Annotated in this window: 17 protein-coding genes; 11 read left to right on the top strand and 6 right to left on the bottom strand. The window is 54.7% G+C overall.

Annotated features, from left to right (window positions below):
• Positions 1 to 123 precede the first annotated feature (123 nt).
• Genes AC2Q8J_RS03030 through AC2Q8J_RS03020 form a run of 3 tightly spaced genes read left to right on the top strand, consistent with a single transcriptional unit; the run spans position 124 to position 2,518 of the window.
• Positions 124 to 1,425: an ammonium transporter gene (locus AC2Q8J_RS03030; protein ID WP_424145921.1), complete on the top strand. Its 1,302-nt coding sequence runs from the start codon at positions 124 to 126 to the stop codon at positions 1,423 to 1,425.
• Positions 1,426 to 1,481: 56 nt separating this feature from the next.
• On the top strand, positions 1,482 to 1,736 hold the full coding sequence (locus tag AC2Q8J_RS03025) for a glutaredoxin family protein (protein WP_204995502.1): 255 nt from the start codon (positions 1,482 to 1,484) through the stop codon (positions 1,734 to 1,736).
• Complete coding sequence (locus AC2Q8J_RS03020; protein WP_486452062.1) at positions 1,727 to 2,518, top strand: MOSC domain-containing protein; 792 nt, start codon at positions 1,727 to 1,729, stop codon at positions 2,516 to 2,518. Before AC2Q8J_RS03025 ends, AC2Q8J_RS03020 begins: the two co-directional genes overlap by 10 nt.
• Before the next feature lies 1 nt (position 2,519).
• On the opposite strand, the gene AC2Q8J_RS03015 is transcribed toward AC2Q8J_RS03020, so the two are convergent.
• The gene (locus AC2Q8J_RS03015; protein ID WP_486452061.1) at positions 2,520 to 4,466 is read right to left on the bottom strand and encodes a transglycosylase SLT domain-containing protein; all 1,947 of its coding nucleotides are present in this window, start codon (positions 4,464 to 4,466) and stop codon (positions 2,520 to 2,522) included.
• Positions 4,467 to 4,537: 71 nt separating this feature from the next.
• Here AC2Q8J_RS03015 and AC2Q8J_RS03010 point away from each other — a divergent pair, with 71 nt between their 5' ends.
• Entirely contained in the window at positions 4,538 to 6,430 is a 1,893-nt protein-coding gene (locus AC2Q8J_RS03010) for an ATP-binding cassette domain-containing protein (RefSeq protein WP_204995499.1), read from the top strand.
• Here the strand turns inward: AC2Q8J_RS03010 and AC2Q8J_RS03005 are convergent.
• The gene (locus tag AC2Q8J_RS03005) at positions 6,427 to 6,858 is read right to left on the bottom strand and encodes a universal stress protein (protein WP_027872610.1); all 432 of its coding nucleotides are present in this window, start codon (positions 6,856 to 6,858) and stop codon (positions 6,427 to 6,429) included. The two genes, AC2Q8J_RS03010 and AC2Q8J_RS03005, sit on opposite strands and share 4 nt — an antisense overlap.
• A gap of 93 nt (positions 6,859 to 6,951) precedes the next feature.
• Here AC2Q8J_RS03005 and AC2Q8J_RS03000 point away from each other — a divergent pair, with 93 nt between their 5' ends.
• From AC2Q8J_RS03000 to AC2Q8J_RS02980, 5 genes are all read left to right on the top strand, one after another.
• Entirely contained in the window at positions 6,952 to 7,404 is a 453-nt protein-coding gene (locus AC2Q8J_RS03000; protein ID WP_286694147.1) for a hypothetical protein, read from the top strand.
• Positions 7,405 to 7,413: 9 nt separating this feature from the next.
• Positions 7,414 to 7,653: a DUF1653 domain-containing protein gene (locus tag AC2Q8J_RS02995; protein ID WP_286694148.1), complete on the top strand. Its 240-nt coding sequence runs from the start codon at positions 7,414 to 7,416 to the stop codon at positions 7,651 to 7,653.
• A 116-nt stretch (positions 7,654 to 7,769) separates the two neighbouring features.
• Entirely contained in the window at positions 7,770 to 10,442 is a 2,673-nt protein-coding gene (topA, locus tag AC2Q8J_RS02990; protein WP_486452060.1) for a type I DNA topoisomerase, read from the top strand.
• Between the two features lie 5 nt (positions 10,443 to 10,447).
• Entirely contained in the window at positions 10,448 to 10,927 is a 480-nt protein-coding gene (locus AC2Q8J_RS02985) for a DUF6586 family protein (RefSeq protein WP_486452059.1), read from the top strand.
• 96 nt (positions 10,928 to 11,023) lie between these two features.
• Positions 11,024 to 11,293 (top strand): hypothetical protein, encoded by a 270-nt coding sequence (locus tag AC2Q8J_RS02980; protein ID WP_204995494.1) that lies wholly within the window; start codon positions 11,024 to 11,026, stop codon positions 11,291 to 11,293.
• A gap of 57 nt (positions 11,294 to 11,350) precedes the next feature.
• Here the strand turns inward: AC2Q8J_RS02980 and AC2Q8J_RS02975 are convergent, their stop codons facing one another.
• The 3 genes from AC2Q8J_RS02975 to AC2Q8J_RS02965 form a co-directional block, all read right to left on the bottom strand.
• Positions 11,351 to 11,764 carry a hypothetical protein gene (locus AC2Q8J_RS02975; RefSeq protein ID WP_027872604.1) on the bottom strand — a complete coding sequence of 138 codons (414 nt, stop codon included), beginning with the start codon at positions 11,762 to 11,764 and terminating at the stop codon, positions 11,351 to 11,353.
• Between the two features lie 2 nt (positions 11,765 to 11,766).
• Complete coding sequence (lexA, locus tag AC2Q8J_RS02970) at positions 11,767 to 12,369, bottom strand: transcriptional repressor LexA (protein WP_486452058.1); 603 nt, start codon at positions 12,367 to 12,369, stop codon at positions 11,767 to 11,769.
• Between the two features lie 170 nt (positions 12,370 to 12,539).
• Complete coding sequence (locus AC2Q8J_RS02965) at positions 12,540 to 12,860, bottom strand: DUF6763 family protein (protein WP_486452057.1); 321 nt, start codon at positions 12,858 to 12,860, stop codon at positions 12,540 to 12,542.
• Positions 12,861 to 13,112: 252 nt separating this feature from the next.
• On the opposite strand from AC2Q8J_RS02965, the gene AC2Q8J_RS02960 reads away from it, so the two are divergent.
• Both AC2Q8J_RS02960 and AC2Q8J_RS02955 read left to right on the top strand, forming a co-directional pair.
• Positions 13,113 to 14,240, top strand: a complete 1,128-nt coding sequence (locus AC2Q8J_RS02960) for a mechanosensitive ion channel family protein (protein WP_288363260.1) — start codon at positions 13,113 to 13,115, stop codon at positions 14,238 to 14,240.
• Positions 14,233 to 14,979: an S-methyl-5'-thioinosine phosphorylase gene (locus tag AC2Q8J_RS02955; RefSeq protein ID WP_486452056.1), complete on the top strand. Its 747-nt coding sequence runs from the start codon at positions 14,233 to 14,235 to the stop codon at positions 14,977 to 14,979. Before AC2Q8J_RS02960 ends, AC2Q8J_RS02955 begins: the two co-directional genes overlap by 8 nt.
• On the opposite strand, the gene AC2Q8J_RS02950 is transcribed toward AC2Q8J_RS02955, so the two are convergent.
• Positions 14,947 to 15,720, bottom strand: coding sequence for a CsiV family protein (locus AC2Q8J_RS02950; RefSeq protein ID WP_286840132.1), 774 nt, complete (start codon positions 15,718 to 15,720; stop codon positions 14,947 to 14,949). The two genes, AC2Q8J_RS02955 and AC2Q8J_RS02950, sit on opposite strands and share 33 nt — an antisense overlap.
• Positions 15,721 to 15,756 lie beyond the last annotated feature (36 nt).

Genomic DNA, 15,756 nt, shown 5'->3' with positions numbered 1-15,756 from the left:
TGGTGAGGGAGGGCTAATTCGATGTCATTGCGAATTAGCGTCAATATGCACCTTAACGGTGCTGCTTCACTGGGTTGTGCTTATAAATAGTGCGTTTTGTTGCGCGAGTTTGGAGAAAAGTAAATGAAAATTCCTGTCGTTCGGGCGGCTCTGCCCATTTTTGTTGCATTGGCAGCATTGCTGCCGCAAAGCAGTCTCGCTGCAGAAGCCGATGGCGCGAATACGGCGTGGATTTTAACGTCCACGGCGTTGGTTCTCTTCATGACCTTACCCGGGCTGGCACTGTTCTACGGCGGTCTTGTCCGCAGTAAGAATATCCTCAGTGTGCTGATGCAGTGCTTTAGTATTACCTGTGTGGCCTCGCTGTTGTGGTTTGCCGTGGCCTACAGTATGGCGTTCTCTGATGGCAACGACTTTGTCGGCGGTCTCAGCCGTGTTCTTCTGGCCGGAGTAGGGGAAGACAGCTTGGTGGGAGATATCCCCGAGACGGTGTTCGTAATGTTCCAAATGACATTCGCCATTATTACGCCGGCACTCATCGTGGGCGGTTTTGCTGAGCGTATTCGCTTTTCTGCCGTGATGCTGTTTTCGGCACTGTGGCTGCTGGCCGTTTACGCGCCCATTACCCACTGGGTATGGGGTGGTGGCTGGCTCGGCCAAATGGGGCTGCTCGACTTTGCCGGGGGCACGGTTGTGCACATTACCGCCGGCGTGGCCGCGCTGGTAGCGGCGATGGTAATGGGGCCGCGTAATGGCTTTGGCAATGTTGCCTTACCGCCCCACAACTTAACGATGACATTCACCGGCGCGGGAATGCTCTGGGTGGGTTGGTTTGGCTTCAACGCCGGTAGCGCGCTGGCGGCCAATGGCGACGCCGGTATGGCAATGCTGGTGACACACCTGTCAGCGGCAACCGGCTGCCTCACTTGGTCACTGGTCGAATGGTGGCGTTACGGTAAACCCAGTGCGCTGGGCGCTGTGACCGGTATGGTGGCTGGGCTCGGTACCATCACACCAGCATCGGGGTATGTTGGTCCGGCGGGCGCGGTGGTGATTGGTTTGAGCGCAGGCATTATTTGTTTCTATTGCACGCTGTGGATCAAGCAAGTGTTGAAAATTGATGACTCACTGGATGTATTCCCCGTGCACGGTGTTGGCGGTATTCTCGGTACCTTCCTCGCCGGTATTTTTGCCAGCAGTGAGCTGGGGGTTTTCAGTGGTCAAGGCTTGGCCGAGGGCGTGACAATTGTTGAGCAGCTGAAAGTGCAGCTTATTGGTATCGGGTCGACCTTTGCCTATACCGCGGTAGTGAGTTTTGCGCTGTTTAAACTGGTTGATAAGTTGATTGGTCTGCGCGTTACCGCTGATGAAGAATCGGAAGGTTTGGACATTACTGGCCACAACGAAGTCGGATACGACTTATAATGGCCTAACACCTGACCTGGAGCCCGGCAGTTGCCGAGCTTTTTTTTGGACCAAGTATGCGTGAATTAACTCTGTATGGCACCTCGGCGTGCCACTTGTGTGAGCAAGCTGAAGCCCTGCTGGCTAACTTGCTTGCCAGCCATCCGCAGTGGCAAATAGAAGTGGTGGATATCGCTGAGAGTGATGCCCTGATTGCCGATTATGGGGAGCGTATCCCGGTATTAGGCGATGGCGACAGGGAGTTGCAGTGGCCGTTTGATAGCGCTGCCGTTGTGACCTTTGTCAGTGAGGGGGAGGCGTTGTGCAAGTAAGTGGATTGTGGCGCTATCCGGTAAAATCGTTGGCCGGAGAGTCCCTTTCGACGCTTGATGTCAGTGATTGGGGGCCGCATGGCGATCGGCGCTGGATGGTTGTTGACCACCGTGGCCAATTCCTTAGCCAAAGGCAGTTGCCGCAGATGTGTCGACTGCATGCAAGGCAAATCGATGGCGGCATTATCCTGGAAGACTTGAGCAGCGGCGACTCTCAGCCGGTGGTGAAACCCACTGGCAGTCATAACATGGCTGTTGTTGTTTGGCAGGACCGCTGCTCGGCCGCGGACGGTGGTGATGAAGCTGCCCAGTGGTTGTCCCGCCGGCTCGGGGTGGAGGTACGACTGTGTTATATGGCCGATGATTTTCACCGGCAGGTCGATACCGCTTATGCTCAGCGCGGTGACAGAGTCAGCTTTGCCGACGGTTTTCCCTTTTTGCTGTGCTTGCAGCAGAGTGTTGATGCCTTATCTGAAGGCTATGGTAAGCCACTGGCGATGGCGCGTTTTCGGCCCAACCTCGTTGTTGACGGCGCGCCACCCTTTGCGGAAAGGCAGTGGCAGCAATTGCGTATCGGCGATGTTACTTTCGATGTGGTCAAGCCCTGCACCCGCTGCGCGATTCCGACCATTGATCCGCAGACGGGCGAGCGTGAAAAGGCTGTTTTTTCGCTGTTGCGTGAGCACTGTAGTGAGGGAAAAAATATCATTTTTGGGCAGAATGTTATTCAGCGCGGCCAAGGGCGGATAACCCTTGGCGGCGATGTTGAGGTGCTGGCTTAGCTCAGGGCGTTTGAAGCTCCTCGAAGGGGCTGATCCGCCGCTCATGCTGAGCCAGAATAGGTTTGCTCAGTTGCAGCTTTTTGCCGTACACCACACTGAAGGCCATCACATTCTTGATGTACTCACGGGTCTCGCCGTAGGGTAAATTCTCTATCCAGATATCTGCCGGCATATTGCTGTCCTGGCGCATCAATACTCTTTCCACTCTTGACGGGCCAGCGTTGTATGCGGCGGTGGCGAGAATGCGATTGCCGTTGAAGCGCTTGAGTAGCTGGCCCAAGTAAAAGCCGCCCATTTCGATGTTGGTGTCGGGTTCCAGTAACTCCTTACCACGGGGGACGGGGCGCCCCATTTGTCGTGCAAGGGTGCGAGCGGTGCCGGGCATCAGCTGCATTAAACCGCGGGCACCAACGGGGGAACGGGCATCACTGGCAAAGGCGCTTTCTTGTCGGGCGATCGCGTATATCCATTTCAAGTCGATATTTTCTTTCTCGGCGATACGCGCAAAGACCGTCTGGTAGGGAGTGGGAAAGCGCAGAGACAAATCGTCCCATTGCCCCGCTTGAATAGCGGTGGCGATGGCCTGGTGAGACCACTGCCAATCCAAAGCAAGTTGCGCCGCCGCGATTTGTTCTGCGGTGTTTAAGCTTCGCATTGCCTGGCGCCACTCAAGTCGGGCTGTGGTTGTTGCGCCGTGCCAGTACAGCTCGCGCGCGCGCAGAATGGCGCTGTGTTGTTGTACTTCGCTCACCAAGCTGGGGTCGAGGTTGCGTTGGTGGCCCAAGCGATATTCCTGATTCAATAAATCGGCCGCCATAAAACTGTAGTAGCCGCGATCAGTCGCCATGGCCCTAAGCCGCATCTCTGCTTCGGGTGTGAATCGCTGGTTTTTTTCAATGTCGGCACGTGCCCACCAGTACTGCCAGTCTGGCTGCTGGCGCAGTTTGGTCGGCAGTAGGGCAATGTAGTGGTGTACTGCCTCCCAGTCGCCATCTTTTAACGCGAGCCTTACGCGCCACTCGGTGAGGTAGGGGTCTTCAAAGGCGGGGTCATTGGCGTTAATCCAATCCCGGGCGTATTCCGCGTCGCTGGCGATAATTTGCCGGGCGAAGGCGTCACGCAGCGCGTAGTTTTGCTGGCTACTGAAAGACAATTCCCGCTCTAGTTGGTGCCAGAGCGTATTTGCACGCTCGAAATCGCTTTTTGCCAAGCGGCGCAGGATAAGCAGTGCCAGCTGGCGGTTGTCGTCGTTGGCCGACAACTCGAAGCCACGGGTATAAAGCAGGCTGGGCTGCTTAAGCAGCGCGAGCGCGTCATCGCTGCCGGGTACGTTTTTAAGTAAATAGATCGCTAGATTGTGCTGCCCAGCGGCAATTGCCAGGCGCGCTCGCTGGCGGCGTTGTTGATGGCGTTCCTGTGGTGCTAAGCGGCTGAGCCACTGATCTAATACGCCATCGCAACGTGTGGGCAGCGAGTGCCCGGTATGCCACAGTTTTTGCGTTTCTTTATCCGCTAAGGCGTTGTCGCCGGTATGTCGGAGGGCGCTAATATAGGCGCAACGCAGGCTGTTGAGGGGCTTTTTTCGGTAGTAACGTATAAATTGCGGCCAGTCCCCCGCGCGACGCAGCTGGTGTAGCCAGGCAATGTGAATACGGCTACCAACGACGGTGTTGCGGTATTGTTGTAGATAGTAGTCGATCGTGCCGCTAGCCACGTCGTCAATCTGTGCTTTTAACAACTCCAGTTCAACGTAGGGGAGCAGCGGGTAGTTGGCGAGTGCGGGAAGGTGGCGCTCGGCCTGTTCGCTGCGACCGCGGCTGATTTCATCCATGGCTTCACGATATACTTGCCGCTGCTCGTTCAACTGGGCATTATCCGCCCAGCATGATGCAGCGCCAATTGAAACAAGCAGCGCGAAGAGTCGCGTGCCAATCGTCTTGTTTATCATCCTTGTGCACCTGCTTTTCCGGCCAGCGATATGGCGCGGCAGTTAACCTTAATACCCATGGAAACCACTATATGCCTTTAATTCGCGGCACTCAATTGCAACACAGCATTGGCCAGCAGACGGTGTTGGATAACACTGATATCCAGCTGGATGATGGTGATCGCGTCTGTTTGCTTGGGCGCAATGGTTGCGGAAAGTCGACATTATTGCGCATGGTTGAGGGTGGCCTTCAGCCGGATGCGGGTGAGTTTTGGCGCCAGCCAGGGCTGGTCATTGCGCGAATGGAGCAAAACCTGGACTTCGCGTCGGCAGATGACTGTGTTTTTGACGTCGTTGCAGGTGGCCTTTCCGAACTCGGTGATCTGTTGAAGGGCTATCACAGTCTGACGCACGGCGAAATGAATGATGCCTCGTTAAAAGCGTTGGAGCGTCTACAGCGTCAAATTGAAGCGGCGGATGGTTGGCGTTTTCAGCAGCGTATCGAGTCGACCCTGAGCCGCCTGGAGCTAGACCCTGAAGCCCCGATCTCATCCCTGTCCGGTGGGTGGTTGCGTCGCGTATCGCTGGCGAGGGCGCTCGTCGCAGAGCCCGATGTATTGCTGCTGGACGAGCCGACTAATCACCTCGATGTTGAGGGCATTCTGTGGCTAGAGCAATGCGTTAAAAGCTTTGGTGGCTGCGTGCTTTTCGTCACCCACGACCGTGCACTGATTGAGTCACTGGCTAACCGAATTATTGAGCTGGATCGGGGGCAACTGAAAAATTACGACGGCACTTACAGTCAGTACCTGCAGCGGCGCGAGCACGAGCTAGAGGTCGAGGCTGAGCACAATGCGTTGTTTGACAAACGTCTGGCCCAGGAAGAAGTCTGGATTCGCCAGGGTATAAAAGCGCGGCGCACGCGCAATGAAGGGCGGGTCAGGGCGCTTGAGCAAATGCGTAGGGAGCGCGCCCAGCGCCGTGAGCAGCAGGGTACTGCGCGCCTGAACGTCAACGAAGGGACAAAAACCGGCAAGATTGTTGCCGAGCTGACCGATGTTTGTTTTAGTGTGCCCGGCCGCGACTTGGTGAAAAACTTTAACCTGTTGCTGAATCGCGGCGACAAGCTGGCTTTGATTGGGCCGAACGGCGCGGGTAAAACGACGCTGCTTAGGTTGATACTGGGGGAATTGGCTCCTCAGAGCGGCGAGGTCAAGCAGGGGAGCAATCTGCAAGTCGCCTATTTTGATCAATTGCGCGACCGCTTAGACCCCAACGAGCGTGTGGTAGATATCGTCGGCCAGGGGCGAGAATCGGTTTCGATCAATGGCAGCGAACGGCACATCATGTCGTATTTGGGTGATTTTCTGTTCACACCTGAGCGTGCTCGCAGCCATTTTGGTGTGCTGTCAGGGGGTGAGCGCGCACGCGTGCAGCTGGCATGCCTGTTTACGCAGCCGGCAAATGTGCTGGTGATGGACGAGCCGACCAACGATCTCGATATGGAGACCCTCGAGCTGCTGGAGAGCTTACTCGTTGACTTTAAAGGAACCGTGCTACTGGTCAGCCACGATAGGTCTTTTGTCGACAGCGTCGCCAGCAGCTGTCTGCTGTTCGAAGGTAACGGCAATATCAGTGAGCACATTGGCGGGTATAGCGAAGTGGCCGCCTACCAGGCGCGCAGGGCGGTGGTAGCGCCTGAAAAACCAAAAGGCGAGAAGAAAGCGACGGCTGCGCCGGCCAAAAAAGCAGCACGTAAGAAGTTAAGTTATAAAGATCAGCGCGAGCTCGACAATTTACCTGACAAGATTGACGACCTGGAGAGTCAGCTGCAGCAGTTGAGCGACCAGAGCGCCAGTGCTGAGTTCTATCAGCAGGACGCGCAAAAGGTTAACGATACGCTGGCGCGCTTAGCGGCGCTCCAAGAGGAACTGGATAGCTGTATGGAGCGCTGGATGGAATTGTCTGAGGCGGCGGGAGACTAACCCACTCGCACAGACAAAACGTCGCACTTGGCGCCGTGTAATACCGCGTTTGCTGTGGAGCCAAGTAGCAGGGCGAGCCCTTTGCGGCCGTGGCTGCCCACGACAATCAGGTCGCAGTCTAGCTCTTCGCTGAGTTGGTGGATGTGGGCCTCCGGGCGGCCAGTAAGCAGGTGACAGTTGTCGGTTTGAATGCCGTATTGGTCGGCATAGCGCTTAAGACTGTTTTCCGCTTGTTGTTGCAGCTCTTCCTGTATCCCTGAGAAGTCCATGGGGATATCGCCGCCGTAGGCCAGGCTCAGGGGTTCAACGACGTGTAGAAGATGCAATTCCGCTTGATGCTGGCGGGCCATGGCTGCCGCGCGTTGCAATACCGGAATCGCCTCATCCGATAGGTCGATCGCCGTCAATATCCGTTGGTAGTTGGCCATGGTTTCTCCTTGCGCTGTACTTGCGGTGAGTCTATACGACATTTTATAGCACGGGTTGTACGACCAGTGTGCAATGATTTATTAAGGATAACCATGTTCTGGATCATCGCGGCGGCGGTTTTAGCATTTATGTTGGCGCCGATATTGTGGATCATTCCCAGCCCGCGCCAGCGCTTGCAGGCGGCGCTTCGCGATCGGGCGAGAGCGCTGGGTGTTACCGTGCAGATCACTCAGCTGCCGCAAACCCGTCGCCAAAAAGTGCGCAAGGAAGAAACCGTCAACGGGCTATGCTATGCCATGACACTGCCAAAAGCCCGCGCCGGCGAGCGTTGGCGATATTGGCCCGATGGCGCCGAAGACGATGTGCCCGGTCCGCCTGCTGCGGTGCAAGATCGCATTGCCGGCCTGCGTGACCGGCTGCCGAAAGACACCATAGTGATCGAGGCCAGTGGCCGAATGGTAAAAGTGTTTTGGCGCGAGGCGAACGCGGATATCGCGGCAGTTGAAAATTTGGCTGATATCCTCAATACACTAGTATCAGATTAAGGTTGGAGTATGTCGCAACAGACAAAGGTAGAGCTTGGTCGTTATCGGCACTATAAAGGTGGTGAGTACCAGGTCTACGGCGTAGCGCGTCACAGTGAATCCGAAGAGCTGCTGGTGGTATATCGCCCCTTGTACGGGCAGTCAGAGCTATGGGTTCGGCCTGTTGATATGTTTCTCGAGCATGTTGATATCGACGGTACCTCAACGCCCCGTTTTGCGCTGATTGAGCAAAATAAGGAAGCCATTTAGGGGCGATGTCGGGTTGGCATTATTGTGACCAGCCTTGACCACCGAGGATTGAACACTTATATATGTCGCCTCGCCACTGGCGCGTCATCTAATCGCATTTTGCAGATAAGGGTAATATGGGTAAATCTCTGGTAATCGTGGAGTCGCCGGCCAAAGCTAAGACGATCAACAAATATCTGGGGTCAGATTTTGTTGTTAAGTCCAGTGTGGGCCATATCCGGGACCTACCCACTAGCGGCAGCAGCAAGGCCGGGGCAGATCCGAAGGAGCGCGCCAAGGCCGCCGCGCTAACGCGCAAAATGTCGCCGGAAGAGAAAGCGCGCCACAAAAAGAAAAAGGCGCGTGAGCAGTTGGTGGCGAGAATGGGCGTAGACCCGGAAAAAGGCTGGAAGGCGCGCTATGAAATACTGCCCGGCAAAGAAAAAGTCGTCAGCGACCTGAAAAAGCTGGCCGCCGATGCCGACACCATCTATCTCGCGACCGACCTTGACCGCGAAGGGGAGGCGATAGCCTGGCATTTGCGCGAGGCGATTGGTGGCGACGACTCGCGCTACAAGCGCGTCGTTTTCAACGAAATTACCAAAAAGGCGATTCAAGAAGCCTTTTCCGCTCCCACCGAGCTCGATATCAACAGGGTTAATGCCCAGCAGGCGCGTCGCTTTCTCGATCGCGTTGTTGGTTATATGGTTTCGCCACTGTTGTGGGCAAAGATTGCACGAGGCTTGAGTGCAGGCCGAGTACAATCGGTGGCAGTGCGCCTGATAGTTGAGCGCGAGAAGGAAATCCGCGCTTTCGTGCCAGAGGAATACTGGCAAATCCATACGAACAATCGCGCTGCGGCAGGGCCGCTGCGTCTGGAAGTCAAAAAGCAGGGGGCGAACAACTTCCGGCCCAATAGCAAAGAGTCAGCAATGGCGGCGGTGACCGCACTTGAAGCCGCAAGCTTTGAAGTAGCTGGCCGCGAAGACAAGCCGACGCGGAGCAAGCCTGGCGCGCCTTTTATTACGTCTACGCTGCAACAAGCGGCGAGTACGCGCTTGGGGTTTGGCGTTAAGAAAACCATGATGCTGGCGCAGCGCCTCTACGAGGCGGGTTATATCACCTATATGCGTACTGACTCGACCAATTTGAGTAATGACGCTGTGGAAGCCTGCCGAGGCTACATCGAGCAGAATTTTTCCACGCGTTACCTGCCTGAGCAGCCCCAACGCTACTCAAGCAAAGACGGTGCTCAGGAGGCTCACGAGGCGATTCGCCCCTCCGATGTCAATGTCGAGCCGACCCAATTGTCCGGCATGGAGCGAGATGCGGAGCGTCTTTACACCTTGATCTGGCGGCAGTTTGTTGCCTGCCAAATGGTGCCTGCTGAGTTCACCAGCACGTCTATCACGGTCAAAGCGGGGGAGTTTGAGCTGCGTACTCGCGGGCGTGTGATGCGCTTTGATGGGTTTATGAAGGTTCAGCCGCCGGCTGCGAGCAAAAAAGACGACGATCAGGAACTGCCCGATGTAAAAGTCGGAGATCACCTTGAGTTGCTTGAGATTGATCCCAGCCAACACTTTACCAAGCCTGCGCCGCGTTACAGCGAGGCAGCATTGGTTAAAGAGCTTGAGAAGCGCGGCATCGGCAGGCCATCGACCTATGCGTCCATTATTTCGACGATTCAGGACCGCGGTTACGTAAAAGTCGAAAATCGACGCTTCTACGCCGAAAAAATGGGCGACATTGTTACCGATCGTCTAGTTGAGAGTTTCAGCAATCTTCTCGACTACAGTTTCACCGCACGAATGGAAGAGTCCCTGGATAGTGTTGCGTCTGGCGACAAAAACTGGACGGCGCTGCTGGATGAGTTTTACAGCAACTTTAGGGCGACCCTCGAAAAAGCGGAGGGCAGTGAAGATGGGATGCGCAGCAACCAGCCCACCGAAACGGATATTCCCTGCCCGAAGTGCGGGCGTAATATGCAAATCCGCACGGCCAGCACCGGTGTCTTTTTAGGGTGCTCGGGTTACGCCTTGCCGCCCAAAGAGCGTTGTAAGCAAACCATCAATCTGGTTCCCGGCGAGGAATTTATTAGTATTGATGCGGAAGACGAAGAGGCAGAGTCTCGGGTCTTGCGTAGTATGCACCGTTGCAAGCTGTGCAACACGGCAATGGAGAGTTACCTGATAGACGAAAGTCGCAAATTGCATATTTGTGGCAACAACCCCGATTGCAGCGGCTATGAGATTGAGCAGGGCGCCTTTAAGGTTAAAGGCTATGACGGCCCAATTATCGAATGTGATAAGTGTGGTGCCGATATGCAGCTGAAAACGGGGCGCTTCGGCAAGTATTTCGGTTGCACGAGCGAGAGCTGCAAAAACACACGCAAATTACTGCGTAACGGCGAAGCGGCACCGCCGAAAATGGACCCGGTTCCTATGCCGGAGTTGCAGTGTGAAAAAGTCGATGACCACTACGTACTCCGCGACGGTGCCTCCGGACTCTTCCTGGCTGCCAGTGGCTTCCCCAAAAACCGTGAAACCCGGGCACCCAAGGTGAAAGAGATTCTGCCTCACCAGGCAGAGATCGATCCTAAATACGCTTTCTTGTTTTCTGCGCCAGTGCAAGACAACGAGGGGCGAGATACTGTTATTCGCTACAGCCGTAAGACCAAGGAGCAGTATGTGCAGTCTGAGGTTGACGGCAAACCCAGTGGTTGGTCCGCCTTTTATGAAGGCGGTAAATGGGTGGCGCATGTAAAGCAGAAAAAAGCGGCTAAAAAATCGCCAGTGAAGAAAGCGAAGTAGGGCGTATGTCAGAGAGTTACCGGGGGCAGTGCAACCTCCATTTACACTTCGCTAAGCAGTATCTCGCTGACAGTGAAAGGGACGCCGAGCCACAGTGGAGCGGGCATTATCAGCGAGCTTGTGTTGAGTCTGCGTTGTGGCAGCTACGGCTGGCCTACGAGTGCCATTTGGCCGACTTACTCATCCAGCAACCGCTGTACAGCCAGACTCTGCCCACTGGGCGTATGACTGCTCAAGTATTGACGAAGGCCGCGCATCCTCCGGAAATTGCAGAGTTGGCTGATCGCGAAATACACGATGATCAGTTGAAGTGGATGCTGGACTACCGTTTTGTGCGCCAGCCCGGTGATGCAAAACAGTACAATCCGTCGCTGCTAAGCACCGTTACGGTTTCTGATCAGGACGATATTGAACTTGCTAAGGGCTGCTTGCAGTTCCTCAGCGAGTTGATCGCGAGACACCGAAGCACACTCCTGGAGTATTGATAGCTCGGTCTACTGACAGATTGGCCTACTGGTCGCTGGGTTTGTTACACTTAGCAAACGCGTTAACGCGTGGTGATAACAAACAAGGGAAACTCTGTGCTGGCTTATTTAGAATTGGTTGAATTGGCAAATGGCGATATCGTGCTTCAGCGTTCCGAAGGCGACGAAAAGCCATTGGTGATGATCCGGTTCTCAAGTGAGGCCAGAGAGCAAATTCCAGGCTCATGTTTAGAGATCGCCCGTGCAATGGTGCAGGCTGGACTAGAAGCTGCGCAGGTTGTGAGCGAAGAGCTTAGTGACGACGCTGCTGAAGCACAAGACGACGATCAGGACGATATTCACCCCCCATCAAAGACCCTCCACTAGGATGTAGAGCACCTCTTTACCCCTTATGTATTGTGGCTGCTGAGTCCCTCTTGGCTGTTAATTTTGAAGCTGTATCACCAGGCACTCGGCGTCGCCAGCCAGCGCTGCTCGCTCTAGAGCGCAGCGTTGTTCTGTGCTGAGGGGAGTGTTCGTCAAAACCGCCACGGTGTGACTTTTCCCGCGCTCCAGCGCTCGAGCCGCAATATTACAGAGGCTGCCGCCGTTCGCCACAACCTGTAATATTCGCTGGCCGCGATCTTTGCCACAGGCATCGAGTAATGGTTTGAGAGGTCTGTCTGCAACCCAGCACAACCAACGCTCCTCAGTTTGTCCGCTTAGCTGCATTAGCATGGCGGCCAGCAGCGTGCGTGACAGGTGCGCCTGACTGCTCAACACGATATCGGTAATGCGCGTAGCAGCGTTGTGCTGCTGAGCGTTTGAGAACAGTGATGTTTGTTCGATCAGTGCCATGCTTAACTCCCGCGTCTCAGTACACCCACACTCAAGCCTTCAATGGCGAAGTCCTGTTCTCGCAGGTCAACTTCAATGGGGGCGTAGTCGGGGTTTTCGGCGATTAATAGCAATTGGTGTTTGTTCTTTTGGTGTTGCAAGCGCTTTACAGTGACCTCATCTCCAATTCGCGCAACGACGATTTGTCCGTTCTGTGCCACCTGGCAGCGGTGTACGGCCAATAGATCATCTTCAAATATTCCGGCATTGATCATGCTGTCGCCGCGCACGCGAAGGAAGTAATCGGCCGAGGGAGAAAATAGGTTTGGCGAAATCGCGCAATGGTCTTCAATGTGCTCCTGAGCCAATATAGGGCTACCCGCAGCAACCTGACCAACAATAGGAATGCCGAGGTCTTCTGGAAGGCGAATGCCTCTTGAGGCGCCGGGTATAATTTCGATCGCGCCCTTTCTGGCCAGAGCCTTGAGGTGCTCTTCGGCAGCGTTAGGTGAGCGAAACCCAAGCTCTCTGGCAATGTCTGCACGGGTTGGTGGGTAGCCGGTATCGTCGATATGGCTTTTTATCAGCTCGAGTACTTGCGCTTGTCTGGCGGTTAATTTTTCCATGTTCTGGCATCTGTTTATCTATACAGTAACTGTGAGTATATACAGTATTTTGTTCTGTGCAAGCCGCGAACGGGTATTTTGATGTTGGCTGAAAGTGGGAGGATAGACAAAAAGAAGCCCACCCGAAGGCAGGCAGGAGGGGGAGCGCGGAAAATTCAGTGTTTCAGTGGCTAGAATTCATCGAGGATGCCGTTGACAACATCGCTCTCGATTTCGTGTAGCGGGTTGCCGATCTGCTCCGGCATGATGCCATCATCCCAATGGCGGTAGTCGTCATCGCTGAGCTCGAATGCATTTCGCCAGTCCTCTGGCTCTTCAATACTGGTGAGCTTTAGCTGCCTCCAACTGTCCAAATCGTACTCGCAGATTTCTCCGTCGATTAATTGCACTTCTATTGTGTCCAGGCCTTCATCTGTAGCCACAACTTCAAACTGCTGACCGGTTTCCAGGTCTTTGTACCAGCAGCCTATCAACGCATTTAATGATGCCATAGCGTTCACCTCCTAAAGTACGTATCTCCAAGCTATCATGTCCCATCGGGCTGTCCAGTAGGGATTTATCCGAGAGCCCGGGTGTGGCTTTGTGTCGTTGTTATGGGCTTCAAGTTTAAATCTTCGCACTTTCAGTAAGATGGCCGGCTAAGTTAAACTGATTTTCTTTTTTTTTACCCCGTTTTTTAGCACGCTAATGAATAAGTGGCTCGGGGTTAACAAGCAATCTGTATAAGTAGAGGGCAGCGTTTGATGTCGATGGATTGGATTAAAGGTATAGAGTTTTCTAGCTACCCTTGGCTCACGGAAGTGTTCATCGTTGTTCTTATTGTTCTGACGGCGAACTTACTGGCAGGCCGCTTGCTGAATGTTCTGGGCGAGCGTTTTAAACGCACGCATAACTTGTGGGACGATGCCGTTTTGCTCGCTGCGCGTCGTCCGCTGGTATTGTTGATATGGGTGGTCGGCGCCAGTCACGTATTGGAGATTATCGCCGGTAGCACTGACGCCGACATCTTTACCGCCCTGCAACCGTTCAGAGCCGTTGCGGTGATGGCGATTTTGGGCTGGTTTCTAGTGAAGCTGGTTCACGAGATCGAAGCGGGCCTGCTCTCCAGAGAATACAGCGATAGCGACGAGCCGATCGACCAAACAACGGTGATGGCGCTGGGCAAACTGGTGCGAAGCGCGGTCATCATTGTTGTGGTGTTGATGATCCTTCAGAACCTTGGCTACAGCATTTCTGGTGTGCTGGCCTTTGGCGGCATTGGCGGGATAGCGGTGGGCTTTGCCGCTAAGGATTTGTTGGCGAATTTTTTTGGTGGCCTGATGGTGTATTTAGACCGTCCATTCTCTGTGGGCGACTGGGTGCGCTCCCCAGATAAAGAGATAGAGGGCACGGTAGAGAATATTGGTTGGCGGCAGACCCGAATTCGCACCTTTGACCAGCGCCCACTGTATGTGCCCAATGCCACGTTTACGCAGATCGCCGTCGAGAACCCATCGCGCATGCTGAACCGGCGTATCTATGAAACGGTGGGCGTAAGGTATGAAGATGCGAGCAAGTTACCCGGCATTATCAGCGACGTAAAAACCATGCTGGAAGCGCACCCCGAGATTGATCTCAGAAAAACGCTGATTGTGAACTTCAATAAGTTCAACGCGTCGTCCTTGGATTTCTTTATCTATACCTTCACCAAGACAACCCAGTGGGTGAAGTACCACGAGATTAAGCAAGATGTTTTGCTAAAAGTCTTAGAGATTGTCCACGAGCATGGTGCTGATGTGGCGTTCCCCACCACTACGGTGAAAATGGACCCCTTACAGATCGAAAATGCTGCTCGCCAAAGCGGAGCGGCCGGAGACGAAAAAAATGCGTAGACCCATTGCAGTTATCGGCGGTACAGGGCTGTGTGATTGGCCGGGCGCTCACATGTTGAGCAGTGAAGCGGTGTCAACGCCCTACGGTGAGCCCAGTGCACCTGTTCAGCATATGGAGTATCAGGGGGCGGAGTTCCTGTTTTTGCCCCGGCACGGTGTGGGGCATTCGCTGCCGCCACATGCTATTAACTACCGCGCGAACATTCACGCCTTGAAGGCTGTTGGCGCAGGGGAAGTGATCGCAGTGAATGCGGTAGGGGGAATCAGCGAGCGCTTTGTTGCCGGTGTTATCGCATTACCTGAGCAAATCAATGACTACACCTGGGGGCGCGAACATACCTTCTACGATGGTCGTGATGGCAAAGTTGAGCACGTGGACTTCAGTTACCCCTACTGTGAAGAGCTGCGGTTACGATTATGCGCCGCTGCCCAGGAGGCGGATATCGATATTGAGCCCTACGGCACCTACGCGGTAACCCAGGGACCGCGTTTGGAGACGGCTGCAGAGATACGCCGCTTGGCGCGCGATGGCAACGATATGGTGGGTATGACCGCAATGCCGGAAGCGGCACTCGCTCGGGAGGCCGGTCTGGATTACGCCTCCGTGTGCCTGGTGGTGAATCCCGGTGCTGGCCTGAGCGATACACTCATTACGATGGAAGATATTCAGGCCGTTATTGATACCGGAATGTTGCAGGTAAAGTCGTTACTCTCCCACGCTATCGCCAGCCACGGGTAATTCCTGAGGCTTGCTGATCATAACCAGTAAGCCAAACAAGGGGTGGTCGATGTAGTGTAACTCTTCGCTGCGCATGCGGCGCTCCTGCTTCATTACCACGATGCGCTCTACCGGCTCCGCCCCGGCAGGGATTGCGGGCTCAGCATCTGCTAGCTGGGGATTCTGTTTTAAAAATTCGGCGTACTCTGGACTATTTTCAAACGCCTCATCGACAAAGCCGTCCTCGTTTTCCGGTGCGGGTCGGTAGGGATGGCGGGGCAAGTAGTAATTACCGCCGCGTTCACCGAACTGAGAAAGCCAAAGCATGGGTTGCGCATATAGGTAGCGCTCCAAGGCAATGCGAATATAGCCCTCAAGCTCGAAGTGCTCGCCGACTTCCCGCCCGCCGCGAATGAGGATAGCTGGTGCTTTGCTGCGTGGTTGCAGGTCTTGAATCCAACTTTGCTGAGTAAGAATACGGTAGCGCGACGACAGCTGCAGAGAGCGTAGGGCTTTGGCGAATTGTGGGTGGTGCTGCTGTGTGCGTTGCAAGTGCCCGCGGCCTGTGTCTTTCAAGCTTTGCCAATCTCGCGGGTAACGCAGGTGCAGGTTGTCTGGCCATGCCTCGGCATTGTTCGCTGCGGGATCGGTATTGGCGTAGACCACAATATCGATTTGGTAACGGTTGTCGGGCTCAGCGTGCAGTGGCGCGGCAATTGCGACAGCAAGTAAAAATAGCGTAGCGAGTTGAAAGCGGGGCATATCCTGGTCTCTTGTTGTTAAGCGCCGTCATCGACG

Source organism: Spongiibacter sp. C9W (assembly GCF_057370015.1).
This window is presented reverse-complemented; position numbering and strand designations above follow the sequence as displayed.

What these genes read in the sequence shown, in the direction of transcription:
- AC2Q8J_RS03000 (WP_286694147.1), top strand. Translation starts at nt 6,952, where the DNA reads ATGTTCTGGATCATCGCGGCGGCGGTTTTAGCATTTATGTTGGCGCCG.
- AC2Q8J_RS03010 (WP_204995499.1), top strand. Translation starts at nt 4,538, where the DNA reads ATGCCTTTAATTCGCGGCACTCAATTGCAACACAGCATTGGCCAGCAG.
- AC2Q8J_RS02955 (WP_486452056.1), top strand. Translation starts at nt 14,233, where the DNA reads ATGCGTAGACCCATTGCAGTTATCGGCGGTACAGGGCTGTGTGATTGG.
- AC2Q8J_RS02985 (WP_486452059.1), top strand. Translation starts at nt 10,448, where the DNA reads ATGTCAGAGAGTTACCGGGGGCAGTGCAACCTCCATTTACACTTCGCT.
- AC2Q8J_RS03025 (WP_204995502.1), top strand. Translation starts at nt 1,482, where the DNA reads ATGCGTGAATTAACTCTGTATGGCACCTCGGCGTGCCACTTGTGTGAG.
- AC2Q8J_RS02995 (WP_286694148.1), top strand. Translation starts at nt 7,414, where the DNA reads ATGTCGCAACAGACAAAGGTAGAGCTTGGTCGTTATCGGCACTATAAA.
- AC2Q8J_RS03030 (WP_424145921.1), top strand. Translation starts at nt 124, where the DNA reads ATGAAAATTCCTGTCGTTCGGGCGGCTCTGCCCATTTTTGTTGCATTG.
- lexA (WP_486452058.1), bottom strand. Translation starts at nt 12,369, where the DNA reads ATGGAAAAATTAACCGCCAGACAAGCGCAAGTACTCGAGCTGATAAAA.
- topA (WP_486452060.1), top strand. Translation starts at nt 7,770, where the DNA reads ATGGGTAAATCTCTGGTAATCGTGGAGTCGCCGGCCAAAGCTAAGACG.
- AC2Q8J_RS02965 (WP_486452057.1), bottom strand. Translation starts at nt 12,860, where the DNA reads ATGGCATCATTAAATGCGTTGATAGGCTGCTGGTACAAAGACCTGGAA.
- AC2Q8J_RS02950 (WP_286840132.1), bottom strand. Translation starts at nt 15,720, where the DNA reads ATGCCCCGCTTTCAACTCGCTACGCTATTTTTACTTGCTGTCGCAATT.
- AC2Q8J_RS03005 (WP_027872610.1), bottom strand. Translation starts at nt 6,858, where the DNA reads ATGGCCAACTACCAACGGATATTGACGGCGATCGACCTATCGGATGAG.
- AC2Q8J_RS02975 (WP_027872604.1), bottom strand. Translation starts at nt 11,764, where the DNA reads ATGGCACTGATCGAACAAACATCACTGTTCTCAAACGCTCAGCAGCAC.
- AC2Q8J_RS03015 (WP_486452061.1), bottom strand. Translation starts at nt 4,466, where the DNA reads ATGATAAACAAGACGATTGGCACGCGACTCTTCGCGCTGCTTGTTTCA.
- AC2Q8J_RS02960 (WP_288363260.1), top strand. Translation starts at nt 13,113, where the DNA reads ATGTCGATGGATTGGATTAAAGGTATAGAGTTTTCTAGCTACCCTTGG.